Below are 14,096 nucleotides of genomic sequence, written 5' to 3'. Positions count from 1 at the left end.
CCGGTCGGATCGCTCCGACAGACGGCGGCGTGTGTTCCGCTGCACACCACCCGACGAACGTCGGCTGCTGAGTGCTCGGTCCGGGCCCCCGGAGCCGGGAGTGTCAGCGCCGACGCCGGTGTGTGGTTGCGGGGTTGGGCTGTCGATGCGGTGCGGCTTCCTGAGGCTGGGGGCGCGGAAGGTCTGCTGTAGGCCCGTGGGGGCTGCGGGCCTGGGCTGCCAGGGCACGGGCGCTGGGAGCGGGCCGCTGAGCGAGCCGATGGACGCGCCAGACGAGTACTCCGGCCGGATGCCGGGCGTCCTCCAGACTGCGCTGTTGCAGAGCCTGTTGGAGCATTGCGGCCGGTCGGTGGCCCGCCTTTTCGGCTTCGGCGAGGGCCGCGGTGAGTGCGGGCCAAGTCGAGTCGGCGAGGACATGATCGGCGTGGCTGGGCACGGTCTCGCGTATCTGCTTGGCATACCGCTCCGTCTCCGCCTGTGGCGGCCTGCGCTGCGCCAGAGCAGCCAAGGGTCCAGGTGCGGCGTGCTGGTAGGCAGCCTGAAGTTGAAGGAAAGTCTGCTGGGAGGCTCGGACTTGCTGGTTGTGCTGGCGGGCCGCGTGCCAGCGTGATGCCGCGACGGCTACGAGGACGGCTGCGTCCAGCAGCATCGCGAAGGCGGCTGCCTCGTCCTTGGCCGGTGGCTGGCGGAGCATGTCCTTGACTGCGCCGCGCAGGGCGCGGGCGTGCTGGTGATCGGCTCGGGTGCGGGAGCGCGTGGCGCGCTCGAACGCTGTGGCAACTTGACGGAGTTGAGGGCGAAGGCTCTGCGGAGCGCAGAGGGGAAGGGCGTCGAGGGTTTCACCGAAGGCGGCGAGGTGGGCTTGAGCTGCCGCGTCATCCTGGCCGCGGTCCAGGAGCGCGGGGATGCGGTCGAGGGCTGCGGTGGCCTGATGCCACGGATCGGGGCGCCGCGTGCTCGTGCGTTCCTGTTCCGGGGCGGCTTCGGTGGCGGCAAGGCGCTCGCGGATCTGGGGGTAGGACAAGTCGGGGGCGAGCTTGGAGCCGGAGAAGTACACCGGATCGCCTGCCGCGTTCGTGTCGTCGGGGAGGGCGACCTTGTAGCCGCGGATGTCGCCGGACGGGAAGTGCTGCACCTCGACGAGGACACCTTCCGCGTCGGTTAGCAGACGGAGAAACTCCTCTGGGTCGGCGGCAGCTGAGGCCGCGGTACGGACGGTGGTGCGCAGCTGCTCGCGGGCGGTCTGCCGGCGACCGAAGCGGTGGGACTTTTCCTGTTCGGCGCGGCTGGGGCGCTTGGCGGCGGTGCGGTCGCCGCGTGCGTACTGGTGCAGGCCGTAGTCCTTCTCGATGGCCTCTAGTTCGCGGTCGGCGGTGAGGTAGTCGTTCCAGTGGCGGGCGGGGCGCAGGTCGCCGCGGATGGTGGTGGCGGCGATGTGGATGTGGTCGTCGGCGTGCCGGACGGCGACCCAGCGGCAGCCGTCCGGGTCCCCCTCGGGGGCGATGCCGGTCGCACGCAGGACGCGGTGGGCAATGGCGGCCCACTCGGCATCGGTGAGGATGCGGTCCTCGGGCGCGGCACGCACCGAGCAGTGCCACACGTGCTGGGCGGGTGCGGCTTCGCCGGCCTGCTGCACGCGCAGGTCGAGGGCCTGGGTCAGTTGCTGATGGGCGGCCTGGGGATCGCGGCTGCGGCCAGGGTCGGGCGCGAACTCGTCCCAGGAGGTGACCAGGTGGGGGTCGGTGTGCTCGTTGGCGCGTCCGGGGCCGTAGAGGTAGCGCAGCAACGTGCCTGTGTTCTTGCCCCGGCTGATCTTGGCAATCATGTGGCCCTCGCTCGGCTGGCCGCTGCCTTGTAGGAAGCGGTGTCGATCGCCGCCACCGTGGCCTGGGCGGTCTCCAGCGCCTGCTCGACCCGTTCCAGAACGGCGGCGTCCACAGACTGTGGGCTGCCGCCGCTGTTGAGCCGGAAGGCGATCTGGTTCACGTTGTTCCCGACGGGAGCGATCTGGGCGCGCAGCGCAGCGAGTTCGTCGATGAGGTCATCGATCGCGGTGCGCTGGCCCGGCAGAGCCAGATCGCCGTCCAGGTAGGCCATGACCGCGGCACCCACCAGGTGGGCGCCCGCGATGTTCAACGACCGGGCCTCGGCGAGGATTTTCGCCTTCTCCTCGGTGCTGTAACGCACATCGACCCGCTCCCGCCGCTGTACGTCCTTACGCCGACGACGTCGGGCGATGCGATGCAGCGCGGCCTCCTCCGCAGCGCGGCCGATGCCAACGGCAGCCGCCGCCTGTGCGGGCACCCCCTGGTGCCCGCTCGCCTCCGCCACCCCCGGGGCGGAGGCACCCCCGTTGGAACCGGCCTTGGACGGTCCAACGGGATACCTTGCTGCGCGATCACTGGCGTTGGGCATGGGGGTGTCCGCGGGGTGGTGTTCGGGCATGGCTGTTCTCCTGGGCAGGGTTGGCGTTGCACTCGTCCCACCCGTTGCAGCCCTGGGCAGGCTGGGACGGGTTGGCGGGGTGGGACGGGTCGACTCGTTGCGGGGAAGAGACCCATCCCCGCGCTGACCTGCGCGGGGACGAGTGGGGCGGGTCGATACGGGTCAGGTACCGGCCGCGGGCGGAACGTCGGCCGGGGCCTCGGGGAGGGGGCAGTAGCGTCGCCAGGCATCCAGGAACATGTTCCGGTGGAAGCCCTTGACCTGACTGCCGTCGGGGAAGCGGACGTTGACCGAGTGGATGCCGTAGTCGTTCAGCAGCACCCGAAGCCCTCGTCCCTCCAGGCCGTTGCGCCCGTAGTCATTCCAGGGCGCCTCTTCGTCCCGCTTGAGGGCGGTCAGCAGGTGGGCGGTGGAGAGGGTCTCCGGGTTGCCGTAGGAGGCGAAGGCGGTGCGGATGTCGGCGAGGATGCGGACCTTCAGTCCGCCCTCCTCGTCCTGACCGGCCTCGTAGGCGGACATCGTCTTGCACGCTGACCGCGCGGTGGCCGGCCAGTGACCGCCCGCCAGGTCAGCGACCACCGCCAGCGGCTCCCAGGTGTCCGCCGCACGGTCCTCGACCGGCATCGGCGGCTCCCGGGTGACCGCCTGACCGGAGATCCGGTCAGTCCAGGCGGACAGCCGGTCACGCAGCTCATGCAGGTGCGGGGTGTCCCGGCGGGCCCGGAAGGCGGCGACCTTCTCACCCGGCGCCCGCCGTCGCATCCGCACCACGATCGACCGGTCCATGATGGTGTCCGGCAGGTCACCGATCCCGGCCAACGCAGCCATGGCGAAGGTCGGATACTCGACCGGCTTGTGCTCCGGCCCGGCAATCCGCAGCGCAGGACGGTTGCGCTGGTGACCGGCGTTCAACAGGCCACGCAGGTCCTCGTTCTTCTCCGCCACCTTCGGACTGCCGAACAGCGTGTCCGCCTCATCCACCAGCAGGGTCGGCGGCTCCTCGGTCACCGACCGGAAGACCGCCGCCGTACTGGCATTGACCGTGATCACCGGCTTGTGCACGGTCTCGGTGACCACATCCAGCAGCCGCGACTTCCCGCACCGCTTCGCCGGACCGACCACCGCCAACCGGGGCGGGTGCTGGAAGGCGGGCTGCAGGTGCGTGGCCGCAACCCACAACGTGACCGCATCCAGAGCCTCTTGGCCCGGCAGGAGCACGTACCGGGCGATGGCGGAGCGCAGTTCGTCCAGCAGCTCGGCTCCCTCACCCGCGGTCCGCGCGTGGTCCGGTCCGGATGGTTCGTGTAGTCCGGCCCCCGCGGGCCAGTCCGTCTGGTCCGCGCTGACCTCGCCGGTCCCGGACCGGTCCGCTCCTTCGGGGACCGATGGTTCGGACACCACAGGACGCGCCTCGGGTCCGCCACTGACCAGTGTGTTTCCTGGTTCGTCCTCAGAGTCGGTCCCCTGGACCGCAGTTACTGGAGACTGGTCCTCGGGCGCTCCGTCCTCCCGGCCCCTGCCTGGGCGGTGCCCCTGGCCGGGGACCGCCGCCGGAGGCCACACGCATTTCGGGGATGCGCTCGGCGAGGGCGGCGTCGTAGAGTCGTCGGGCATAAGCGTTCCTCACCCGGTGGGTACGGGGCGGGCTAGGCCCCGCACCCACCGACTCGATCGTTCAGCTACGGGCGTTCAGTTGAGGACACTCCGGCCCTCGGCGTTCCAGCGCCGGGGGCCGCTTTGTGTCCGGGCCACGAGACAGTACGTCGACCGCGCCGCACAGTCCACGCAGATTGCGCCTCTGCGACACAACCTGCCCGTGTACGGTCCCGGCGCTCACGCCGCCTCACGCTCATCGGCACTCACCCCCAGCAGAGCCTGAAGCTCCGCCGTCACCACCCGGTAGGCGTTGCCCAGCCGCAGCAGCCGGCACGGGTACTGGCCTCGCTGGGCGAGGTCGTACCCCTTGCTGCGCCCCAGGGCAAGAGCGCGGTTACTCGTTTCCAGATCGATCGCCGCGGGGAGTGCGAGCAGCTCGGCACGGCTCATGCCGCGCTGCATCCCGGCGTTTTCGATCTCTCCCATGCAGGGCTCCGTTCTCGTGTTGCGTACCGGCCCAGGCGCACTGATGACACGCGGGGCCGCGATGTCCGTAACCACTATGACCAAGCTACTGTGTCTTCATGACACATGCTGACGAGGATGATGTTCCGGAGTGGTCGACCCAGGTCGTCGCCACCGTCGCGGCAGAAGTCCGTCGACGCAGGAAGGAGTTGGACATGAGCGCGCAGGAGGTGGCCGATGCATGCGAGGAGATCGGCTACCCCATCCCCCGCAACGTGATCGCCAACATGGAATCTGGCCGCCGCACCAACCTGCCCCTGACCGAGGTCATGGTCCTGGCCAAAGCCCTGCACACGAACCCGATCAGCCTGATCATCCCGGTCGGCCGCATCGACGAATACCAGGCACTCCCCCTGCGCGATCCCGTCCCCGCCTGGAGAGCGCTGAGCTGGTTCACCGGCGAGGAAGACAGTCTCGACTCCGACTGGAGCCTGCGCCTCTTCCGCATGCACCACGACGCCCTCGACTCGGCCCAGGACGCGGCCTACCAGAGCAACTACTACCGCCACCACGGCAGTACCGCCCCCAACCCCGAGCGGCGCGCGAGAGCCCTGCGCTCCGCCGAGCACTTCGAGCAGCTCGCGACGGAGGACCACGACACTCTCCGCCGCATCAGAGCCCAGATGCGCAGCGAGGGCCTCCACCTGCCCCTCCTTGCCCCCGGGCTCGAATTCATCGACGAGCACCCGCACGACCTGAACGCCCCCGAGGAGAACGAAGATTGAAGGGCTCCACCTACCGCCGCTGCTACTGCCGCGACCCCGAGACCGGAAAGCCGCTCGGCACGTCCTGTCCCAAGCGCAGCAGCCGCAAGCACGGCACCTACTCCATCCGCCAGGAGCTGCCGAACCACGACGACGGCACCCGCCGTGCCTTCAACCGCGCCGGCTACGAGACGCTCAAGGCCGCCCAGGCCGACCTCGACCACATACGTGCCCTCCTCAGCATCCCCGACGCCGGGGATCCCGAAGGCATCTCCCTCATCGCCGAGATGCTGGAAGAGGTGGCCGACGACAAGTCGCCGCTACCGGATGTCGAAGAGACGCGACGGCGGCTCAACTCAGGGCAGGAGCTGATCGGTCGGCTCACGGTTGCCGAGTGGTTGGACCGGTGGTTGGCGTCCAAGCGCGTACGCAAGTCCAGCGTCACCCGGTACGAGACCGACATCCGCGTGCACCTGAAGCCGCACCTCGGCAGGCGGCGTCTCGACCGGCTCCGTGTCACTCACCTCACGGACATGTTCACGGCCATCTCGGACGCCAACGCCGAGATCGAGGAGCAGAACGCGCAACGGCGAGCGGCCGTGGACGAGTTGGCAACGGTTCCGTGGAAGGGGGCTGAGCACCGCGCCCGCCGGAAGGCCATGAAGGCTGCGATCGACGCCATGCCGGCCTTCCGACGCACCACTGGCGCGGCCACTCGCCAGCGCATTCGCGGGACGCTGCGCGCCGCGCTGAACGACGCGATGGCGCAGCAGATCATCACGTTCAATCCGGCCGCGCACGTCGAACTCGATCCCGTACGTAAGCCGAAGGCTCTGGTGTGGACCGACGAGCGTGTGGCCAGGTGGGAGGTCACCGGCGAGAAGCCCTCGCCCGTCATGGTCTGGACGCCCGAGCAGACCGGCGCCTTCCTCGACCACGTGGCGGACGATCGGCTCTATGCCATGTGGCACCTCATCGCCCTTCGCGGGCTGCGTCGCGGTGAGGCGTGCGGGCAGATGTGGTCGGAGACCGACCTGGAGCGTCATGTCATCACGGTGACGGCCCAACTCGTACAGGACGGCTGGGAGATCGAGGAGTCCGACCCGAAAACCGACAGCGGCTTCCGCCCCGTCGCGCTCGACGACGACACTGTCGGGGTGCTCAAGCAGCATCGCAAGCGTCAGCGCGCCGAACGCGAGGAGTGGGCGTCGGGCTGGGTGGACACCGGACTGGTCTTCACTCAGGAGGACGGCTCCTGGCTACACCCCGGCAAAATCACGGACCGCTTCGAGCGGCTCGTCGCCTCCTCCGGACTCCCACCGATACGTCTGCACGACCTGCGTCACGGAGCGGCCACGCTCATGCTCGCCGCCGGGGTGGACGTGAAGATCGTGTCCGAGACGCTCGGCCACAGCGACACCCGGATCACACGCGACATCTACCAGAGCGTCTTCCCTGAGGTCGCCAAGGACGCCGCCGAAGCCGCCGCCGGGCTGGTCCCGATCCAGCGGAAGGCGAAGTCTGAGAAGGCCGCCAAGGGCAAGAAGGGCCGGAAGAAGAAGGGGAAGCAGGAGAAGAAGGCGAGGAAGAACGGCAAAGCCGAGGACACGTAAGCCTGCCCCGGACTCTCCCGTAATCGACCTTCCGGCCTCTCGCCCCGCCGGGGCCTGCCCCTCGACACCCCGCCATCCCGGTCTTCGGCCCGGGTCAGTTCAGAAGGCTACTGAGCGTTTTCCAACCTCAGTCCCCCTGGTGGAGACGGATTTCTTGGTCGAGAACCCATCTACCAGGGGCTTCGACGTACCGTCAGGCGAACTGGCCAACCTGCGGCAGAGATTGGAAACGGCTCACGGTGTCAGATGGTCGGTGGCTGTGTTCCTGCGGCCAGATCAGGCGATCTCCGTGAGGAGCACCGCCGCGGTCGTGTCGAAGGCGGCGCCCGCGGCGGACGACTCTCCGGCCACGGGTTTTGCAGGGGCGGTCGGTAGAATTACGGCGTGACGAGGCCGACGCACGACTGGATCCCGGAACGGCATCTCGGAGTTGCTGCGACACTGTCGCACGCGGACGATCTGATCGGTCAGGTCGGCGACCTGCTGTTCGACTATCAGGCCCAGCCCGGCGGCACGTTCACCCTTCGCGAGCTCCCGGCTGGCTCTGTCAGCCGCACCGAGGTCGTTTACGTCGCCCCGATCCCGCGGAAGGTCTCACTGCTCGTGGCCGACGCCTTGGTGGCGCTGCGCGCCGCACTAGAGCACACACTCTTCGCCGAAGTCGAGTTCCTTGAGGGCGGGCAGCTCGACAAGCGGGCGGCCAAGCTGGTCGAGATCCCCGCGTCGGACACCTACAAGAAGTTCGACGAGTGGTTAAGGAAGCGCGCGAAGAACGGCCCGCCATCGCTCCGCGCCGGGAGCGAGCTCGTGCGCAGGATCGAAAACCTCCAACCCTTCCAGCGCGTCAACGAACCGCACAGCCACCCCTTGGCTCGCCTGACGCTCCACACGAACCACGCGAAGCACCGGACGCCGGCGATCACGGCGGTCCGGCTCGCGGCCATGTACCGGGACGACCAGTTGCCGCGCTCCATGCGGGATCTGCCGGCCAGACCCGAGGAGCCGATCCGCGTCGGCGACGTCATCGCCGAGACGCCGCTGGGCACTCAAGTGCCTGTGACCCTATTCCCAACGGTCGGAATCAACAGGCCGGGCACGGACCGCTGGCCCGTGCTGATGACGGAGCTCGACGAGATCTCCTGGTGGATCCGAACTCAGGCGGTGCCGCGCCTCATCGCTGGCGGGGACTTGCCCGAGCCCGCATTGCCGACGCGCTACGAAATCTCTGTCGGGCAGGAGGACGAGCGCGCTGCTATAGCGGCCGGCTCGACGATCTCAGCCTCTGAGCGACACAAGCAGCGCCTGGGCGCTGCCATCGCCCGGCCCGGACTCATCGACCTGATCGGCCAGATCGAAGGTGCTCCGAGTGCTGCGGACATTACAGCGTGGACGGAGCAGCTGACCGACGAAGAGGTCCTTGAGCGGATGTCTCGCCTGAGGATGACGTTCACCTACGAGCCCAAGATATTGCTGCGCAACGCAGAAGTGGTGGCAGGTCTGCGCGACGAGGTGCTGAGCTTCGCCTTCGACGATGATCCGGCCGAGGCGCAATGACCCCCAGGGAATCGACGTCGAAATGCTGTGCGCATCCGGCCCGATTGTTCCCACTCGTACAACAGCGGCGGCACCGTCCGAGTGTCGTTTCGCGGCAAACACCGCAGCCTCCCCGTCGGCACGCCGTTGTCCTCGGAGTCGTTCAGTCGAGGTTCCCGGTGTCTTCGAGGTGCTGGACGAAGGCCGCGATCATGGCTTCACGGGACTCCTCCGGGAGGTGCGTGTCCGGCAGGTCCTCTTCCAGGCCCCACTCGGTGTTGAACACCATGGCGCTCCCCGCCGGGGCGATGTTCTCCCTGAGCCAGAGAGCGAAGTCGGCCGCCGTTTCTGTGGTGGAGTCGAGGAGCGAGGCGCCTTCTGGCTTCTCCGCCGCGATGCCTTCAAGCGTCTCGCCTTCCAGCGTGAAGCCGAAGAGCATCGATGGCCCGCCGGGGGCAGGGCCCTGCGGCTCCTCGTCGATGCGCACGAACTCCTCTGGCGTACGGGCTCGCAGGGCGGTGCTCAGACCGTCGAAGGTCAGGCCCCAGCTCTGGCCGTCAGCAGGTCCGAATACGTACATCGTGCGGAGCTCGGCCGATCTCGGCAGGGTCCATGGGTGGTGCCAACTCTCTTTCCGGCGGTGCCTGTCAGGGAACGTGGCGCGCGTAGCCCTTGACCCCGTAGGCGGCCATCATCACGCGCCAATAGGCGACAGATTCACGGTTGTTCGTCACCGTCTCCACCCCGCGCAGCTCTGTGTTCCGCGGGTCATGGAGTGCGGCGTTGTACTTGACCAGCTCTTGGCGGTCCTTCGCGTACAGGAAGTCCTTCTTGCTGCTCTGGTGATTTTCCCGCAGCTCGTCCAGGGAGCGATAGCACTGCTGGTCGGTCTTGTTGACGTACTTGGCCTCGACGGCCATGCCGTCGCGATCCCTCATACCGTCCACCATGAGGGTGCTGTTCGCGCTGATGCCAAGCGGGATGGGCACCTCGTACTCCGGATACCCGGCCACCCGCTTCTGGTAGGCGACCTCGGCCGGCTTGCCACCGGAGACGTCGCCGGGCCGCAAGGAGGACAGCCAGGTCTGAAAACTCTGGTGCTCGGGCGGGGAGAGGGTTGGGAAGCGCGGATCCGGCGGGCTGGGCGGGGCGACCGGCTGTACTCGGACACCGGGTTGGGGCGGGTGATAAGCGGCCGGGACGAGCGTGGGTACCCGCACCAAGGGGGCGAGCGGCAAAGGCAGCGAGGGAAGCAGGCCCGAGTCCTCATCGAGGCGCGGCATCTTCACCTGCTGCCGGGAACTGTCCAATGCGTGGGGTATGTTGCCGAGTTTGGCGATACGTGAGTCTCCGGCGACCAGCTCGTGCAGACCGCCGTCGTGGCCTTCACCGCCGAACTGGGTTCTGTCCCAGACCGGGAGGGGTTCGCCCAGAATCGGATCCGCCTCCTGCGGGATGCGGCGCTCAGCAGTCTCGACGTGATCCGCGTATGCCTCACAGGCGTTGGCGAGCAGCTTGCACGCGGCGGGCAGATTCGCGAGGAGCGTGTCGTTTTCGCTGACATCACTGAGGGGGGAGCCTGCTTGCCGACGAACTTCTTGAAGAAGTTCTCCGCAGCATCCGCCGTCTCTCCGGCCTGGTTCAGGGTGGCCTTCTTCCAAGCAGCCTCTGCATCCCAGTACACATCGCCCAACAGGCGGCCGGCGCTGCGCCATGTCCCGGCAACGGCACGGAGCTTGTCCGCCGCGCCGTGGAAGCGCTGGCTGAGGAGGTACTGGTCGGTCCAGCTCGTCTCGCCGACGACGCCGGGCAGATCCTCGGCCTGGTGACTGGCCCGGGCCGTGCAGTCGGGCCCGGAGGGCTGTGGGCCGATGCCGGGCGCCTCCGGACTTTGTCCGAGGAGGTCAGCCGCGACGCGGCTGTCGTTCTTCAGGAAGTTCTCCGCCGACCGGAGCAGTACTCCTGCTCCTGAAGCCATCACGACGTGGGCGTAACCGGCCTGGTCGAACACGGCCTGGACCGCAGGCTTGTAAACGGTGGCGAAGGCACGGCCGGCGCCGTCATCCCCCGCCATGCCGCCCTTGTCCTTCAGCTCCGTGAACAGCAGACCAATCGCGTTGTAGATCAAGTCACGCAGGTCGACCAGCCGCCAGGACGCGTTCACGAAGTTCTCGCTCTGGTGTCGAAGGGTCAACCCCGCCCCCTATGGATCAGCTGACCAACGGCCTCACCGTACAAGAGGCTACTGACACACCTCGCCGAGCTTGAACCCGTGAGATCGGCAAGTCCTGCGCCTGTCGGGACGCTGCAATGTCGTGATCGTTGCGGCAGCACTCCGAGGCACCGAACCCCCTCCGCTCACGCATCGCTCACGCAAAGCCCTTCGGCGGACGCAGCTCGCCACGCCCCGAAACCCCCGGACACGACAAAGGGCCAGGTCAGAAGGCATCTGACCTGGCCCTTAAGTGAGCCGCCTGGGGGAGTCGAACCCCCGACCTACGCATTACGAGTGCGTCGCTCTGGCCGACTGAGCTAAGGCGGCGTGGCAGCCCGTCGGGGCTGCGGCGAACGTAAGTCTACAGGGTTGTCGTGGGTGGTTCCGACCGGCCCTGGTGGGGGTCAGGAGCAGGTGGTGCCGTCCTTGGGGGGCTTGTTGGAGAGGAGGTAGTCGTTGATGGCGGAGTCGATGCAGGAGCTGCCGCGGAGGTAGGCGGTGTGGCCGTCGCCGTCGTAGGTGAGGAGGCGGGCCGAGGAGAGTTGGGCGGCGAGGCCCTCTGCCCAGCGGTAGGGGGTCGCCGGGTCCCTGGTGGTGCCGACGACGACGATGGGGGCGGCGTCCTTCGCCTCGATGGTGTGGGGCTCGTCCGCCGGGTCGGTCTGCCAGTACGCGCAGTTGAGTGCTGCCCAGGCGAAGCCGCGGCCGAAGACGGGGGACGCCTTCTCGAAGGAGGGGAGCGCCTTGCGGACGTCCCCGGGGCCGTCGAACGCGGGTGGGATGTCGAGGCAGTTGACCGCCGGGTTGGCGTACATGATGTTGGAGTAGCTGCCGTCGGGGGAGCGCTCGTAGTAGTCGTCGGAGAGCATCAGGAGGGACGATCCGTTGCCGCGCTGGGCGTCCTTGAGGGCTTCGCGGAGGGCTGGCCAGCTCCCCTCGTCGTACATGGCGCGGATCACGCCCGTGGTCGCGAGCGACTCGGTGAGGCGGCGGCCCTTCTGGTCCGTCTTGAGGGGGTGCGCGTCGGTCTTCTTGAAGAAGGCGGCGAGGCGTTCGCCCGCCTCCTTCACCGAGCCGGTGCCGAGCGGGCAGTCGGTACGGCCCACGCAGTCCTCCGCGAAGGCGCGGAAGGCGGTCTCGAAGCCGCCCGTCTGCTCGCGGTTGATGCGGAGGGAGCTGAGGGACGGGTCCATCGCGCCGTCGAGGACGAGGCGGCCCGCTCGCTGCGGGTAGAGGCCGGCGTACGTCGCGCCGAGGTAGGTGCCGTAGGAGGCGCCCAGGTAGTAGAGCCTGTCGTCGCCGAGTGCGCTGCGGAGGAGGTCCATGTCGCGGGCGGCCTCCGTGGTGGAGACGTGTGCTAGGCGCGCGCCCGAGCGCTTCTTGCACCCCTCGGCGAACTTCTTGTACGCGGAGGTGAGTTGGCCGACCTCCTCGGCGTCGTCCGGGGTCTGGTCGACCGTGGTGAAGGTGTCCATCCCGGCGTCGTCCAGGCATTCGATCGGTTCGCTGCGGGCGACGCCTCGGGGGTCCATGCCGACGATGTCGTAGCGGTCGCGCACCGCCTGCGGGTACGAAAGCGCCGCGGCCTGCTGGACGTAGTCGATCGCGGAGCCCCCGGGGCCGCCGGGGTTGACCTGAAGGGAACCGATGCGCCGGCCGTCGCCCTCGGTCTTCTTGCGAACGACGGAGAGCTTGAGCTCCTCGCTCTTCCGCGGGGAGTCGTAGTCGAGAGGGGCGCGCAGTTCGGCGCACTCGAAACCCGTCTGGCCGCAGGAGTCCCACGTCAACTTCTGTGCGTAGTAAGGCTTCAGGGACTTCGGTACCTCGGTGGGAAGGGGCTCGAGCGGCTTCGCCTCCGGGTCGCCCGGGTCCTTGGCTCCCGAGCCGGCGCCTCGTGAGGAACCGTCCGAGGTGTCTCCGCCGTCGCCGGCCGAGCAGCCGGCAGCGAGGAGCGCCGCGGCGAGTACCACGGCGGCGGGGCGGCGTGCGGCCGACCGCCCGCGGCCCGGACGGATACGCAGCCTCGAGTGCATGGACCAACCCCTCGTTTCGCGGACGGAGCCACCCGCGGCTCCGGTCCTCACCGGTGCTTCTCCCGTACCCTCCCACGGCCTGCAGGGGCGCACGCAGCTTGCGCCAGCGCCTCGGTGCGCGCGCCTGCGCCGACGAGGGCGGCGCTTGCTCAGCCCGCGCGGAGCGCCATCGTCATCGACTCGACGGCGAGGAGCGGCGCGACGTTGCGGCTCAGCGCCGTACGGCACTCCAGCACGGCCTCTATCCGACGGAGCGTCTGCTCCGGCCGACTGGTGGCAGCGAGGCGGTGGACGGCGTCCTGGGCGTCGACGCTGGAGAGCTCGCCGCGGGAGCCCAACTGGTCAGCTAGGACGTCGCGGTAGAAGGCGGTGAGGTCGGTGAGGGCGAGGTCGAGGGAGTCGCGCTGGGTGCGCGTGGCGCGGCGTTTCTGGCGGTCCTCCAGCTCCTTCATCGCGCCCGCCGTGCCGCGCGGCATCCGCTTTCCCTCGGCGCCGCCGAGCGCGGCGCGCAGCTCCTCCGTCTCCGTGGCGTCGAGCTCCTCGGCGACCTGCTTGGCGTCCTCGGCCGCGGCGTCGATCAACTGCTGTGCGGCGCGCAGGGCGCTGCCGACCTCGTCGACCTCTACCGGCAGACGCAGCACGGCGGATCGGCGCTGGCGAGCGCGCTCGTCCGTCGCAAGCCGGCGGGCGCGCTCCAGGTGGCCCTGGGTGACGCGGGCGGCGTAGGCGGCGGTCTCGGGCTCGATGCCGTCCCGCGTGACGAGGGCTTCGGCGACGGCGCCGACGGGCGGGGTCTGGAGCGCGAGGTGGCGGCAGCGGGAGCGGATGGTGGGGAGGACGTCCTCGGTCGAGGGGGCGCACAGCAGCCACACCGTGCGCGGGGCCGGCTCCTCGATCGCCTTGAGCAGGACGTTCCCCGCGCCCTCGGTGAGGCGGTCGGCGTCCTCCAGGACGATCACCTGCCAGCGCCCGCCCGCAGGGGAGAGTTGCGCCCTGCGGACGAGGTCACGGGTCTCCTTGACGCCGATGGTGAGCAGGTCGGTACGGACTACCTCGACGTCCGCGTGCGTCCCGACGACGGCCGTGTGGCAGCCCTCGCAGAAACCGCACCCGGGGCCGTCACCTGCGCGATCAGGACTGACACACTGGAGCGCGGCGGCGAACGCGCGGGCGGCGGAGGCGACTCCGGAGCCGGGCGGCCCCGTGAAGAGCCACGCGTGCGTCATCGATGAGCCCGAGAGCCTCGCCGAGCCCGGCGCCTGCGACTCGGCCGTCACGAACGAGTCGGCGTCGGCGGCGGCAGCCACGAGTTGCCGGGTCGCCCGCTCCTGGCCAACGAGGTCGTCCCAGACAGCCATCGTCCACGTCCTTCCCGCGCTCTCACGGCTCGTCCGCCGTGCACCCCATTGTCGTCGACGGGGGTGACAACGGC

At 69.1% G+C, this 14,096-nt stretch carries 12 protein-coding genes and 1 tRNA gene; 3 read left to right on the top strand and 10 right to left on the bottom strand.

What is annotated here, in order from left to right; all coding sequences use genetic code 11:
* Window positions 1-103 precede the first annotated feature (103 nt).
* From F603_RS0120665 to F603_RS0120650, 4 genes are all read right to left on the bottom strand, one after another.
* The gene (locus F603_RS0120665) at window positions 104-1,825 is read right to left on the bottom strand and encodes a relaxase/mobilization nuclease domain-containing protein (RefSeq protein WP_019547875.1); all 1,722 of its coding nucleotides are present in this window, start codon (window positions 1,823-1,825) and stop codon (window positions 104-106) included.
* Window positions 1,822-2,445, bottom strand: coding sequence for a plasmid mobilization relaxosome protein MobC (gene mobC, locus F603_RS32490; RefSeq protein ID WP_026328589.1), 624 nt, complete (start codon window positions 2,443-2,445; stop codon window positions 1,822-1,824). The genes F603_RS0120665 and mobC overlap by 4 nt, the downstream gene beginning before the upstream one ends.
* A gap of 162 nt (window positions 2,446-2,607) precedes the next feature.
* Window positions 2,608-4,059, bottom strand: coding sequence for a DUF3631 domain-containing protein (locus F603_RS0120655; protein WP_078503709.1), 1,452 nt, complete (start codon window positions 4,057-4,059; stop codon window positions 2,608-2,610).
* A gap of 219 nt (window positions 4,060-4,278) precedes the next feature.
* Window positions 4,279-4,527: a hypothetical protein gene (locus tag F603_RS0120650; RefSeq protein ID WP_019547872.1), complete on the bottom strand. Its 249-nt coding sequence runs from the start codon at window positions 4,525-4,527 to the stop codon at window positions 4,279-4,281.
* A gap of 98 nt (window positions 4,528-4,625) precedes the next feature.
* On the opposite strand from F603_RS0120650, the gene F603_RS0120645 reads away from it, so the two are divergent.
* The 3 genes from F603_RS0120645 to F603_RS0120635 all read left to right on the top strand — a co-directional run bounded on the left by F603_RS0120645 (window position 4,626) and on the right by F603_RS0120635 (window position 8,437).
* Window positions 4,626-5,291: a helix-turn-helix domain-containing protein gene (locus F603_RS0120645; protein ID WP_026328588.1), complete on the top strand. Its 666-nt coding sequence runs from the start codon at window positions 4,626-4,628 to the stop codon at window positions 5,289-5,291.
* On the top strand, window positions 5,288-6,883 hold the full coding sequence (locus F603_RS0120640) for a site-specific integrase (protein WP_019547870.1): 1,596 nt from the start codon (window positions 5,288-5,290) through the stop codon (window positions 6,881-6,883). Before F603_RS0120645 ends, F603_RS0120640 begins: the two co-directional genes overlap by 4 nt.
* 384 nt (window positions 6,884-7,267) lie before the next feature.
* A complete protein-coding gene (locus F603_RS0120635; protein WP_019547869.1) occupies window positions 7,268-8,437 on the top strand; it encodes a hypothetical protein in 1,170 nt (389 codons plus the stop codon).
* 142 nt (window positions 8,438-8,579) lie between these two features.
* On the opposite strand, the gene F603_RS0120630 is transcribed toward F603_RS0120635, so the two are convergent.
* The 6 genes from F603_RS0120630 to F603_RS0120605 form a co-directional block, all read right to left on the bottom strand.
* Window positions 8,580-8,996 (bottom strand): hypothetical protein, encoded by a 417-nt coding sequence (locus F603_RS0120630; RefSeq protein WP_019547868.1) that lies wholly within the window; start codon window positions 8,994-8,996, stop codon window positions 8,580-8,582.
* Window positions 8,997-9,063: 67 nt separating this feature from the next.
* Window positions 9,064-9,699: a restriction endonuclease fold toxin-2 domain-containing protein gene (locus F603_RS35965; protein ID WP_245600854.1), complete on the bottom strand. Its 636-nt coding sequence runs from the start codon at window positions 9,697-9,699 to the stop codon at window positions 9,064-9,066.
* A gap of 2 nt (window positions 9,700-9,701) precedes the next feature.
* Window positions 9,702-10,610 (bottom strand): hypothetical protein, encoded by a 909-nt coding sequence (locus F603_RS35960; RefSeq protein WP_158678664.1) that lies wholly within the window; start codon window positions 10,608-10,610, stop codon window positions 9,702-9,704.
* A gap of 274 nt (window positions 10,611-10,884) precedes the next feature.
* Window positions 10,885-10,958 (bottom strand) — tRNA-Thr (locus F603_RS0120615).
* Between the two features lie 77 nt (window positions 10,959-11,035).
* The gene (locus F603_RS0120610) at window positions 11,036-12,664 is read right to left on the bottom strand and encodes an alpha/beta hydrolase (RefSeq protein WP_019547865.1); all 1,629 of its coding nucleotides are present in this window, start codon (window positions 12,662-12,664) and stop codon (window positions 11,036-11,038) included.
* A 149-nt stretch (window positions 12,665-12,813) separates the two neighbouring features.
* Window positions 12,814-14,022, bottom strand: coding sequence for a DNA polymerase III subunit delta' (locus tag F603_RS0120605; RefSeq protein ID WP_019547864.1), 1,209 nt, complete (start codon window positions 14,020-14,022; stop codon window positions 12,814-12,816).
* Between the last annotated feature and the right edge of the window lie 74 nt (window positions 14,023-14,096).

Origin of the sequence: Streptomyces sulphureus DSM 40104, from assembly GCF_000381025.1 — a bacterium.
In the GTDB taxonomy this organism is placed as follows: Bacteria; Actinomycetota; Actinomycetes; order Streptomycetales; family Streptomycetaceae; genus Streptomyces; species Streptomyces sulphureus.
Note: the sequence above shows the minus strand (reverse complement) of the source record. Positions and strands in the feature narration are given on the sequence as shown.

Excerpts from the sequence above, each read along its gene's own strand:
- F603_RS0120665 (WP_019547875.1), bottom strand. The coding sequence starts at position 1,825 with ATGATTGCCAAGATCAGCCGGGGCAAGAACACAGGCACGTTGCTGCGC.
- mobC (WP_026328589.1), bottom strand. The coding sequence starts at position 2,445 with ATGCCCGAACACCACCCCGCGGACACCCCCATGCCCAACGCCAGTGAT.
- F603_RS0120655 (WP_078503709.1), bottom strand. The coding sequence starts at position 4,059 with ATGCCCGACGACTCTACGACGCCGCCCTCGCCGAGCGCATCCCCGAAA.
- F603_RS0120650 (WP_019547872.1), bottom strand. The coding sequence starts at position 4,527 with ATGGGAGAGATCGAAAACGCCGGGATGCAGCGCGGCATGAGCCGTGCC.
- F603_RS0120645 (WP_026328588.1), top strand. The coding sequence starts at position 4,626 with ATGACACATGCTGACGAGGATGATGTTCCGGAGTGGTCGACCCAGGTC.
- F603_RS0120630 (WP_019547868.1), bottom strand. The coding sequence starts at position 8,996 with ATGTACGTATTCGGACCTGCTGACGGCCAGAGCTGGGGCCTGACCTTC.
- F603_RS35965 (WP_245600854.1), bottom strand. The coding sequence starts at position 9,699 with ATGCCGCGCCTCGATGAGGACTCGGGCCTGCTTCCCTCGCTGCCTTTG.
- F603_RS0120610 (WP_019547865.1), bottom strand. The coding sequence starts at position 12,664 with ATGCACTCGAGGCTGCGTATCCGTCCGGGCCGCGGGCGGTCGGCCGCA.
- F603_RS0120605 (WP_019547864.1), bottom strand. The coding sequence starts at position 14,022 with ATGGCTGTCTGGGACGACCTCGTTGGCCAGGAGCGGGCGACCCGGCAA.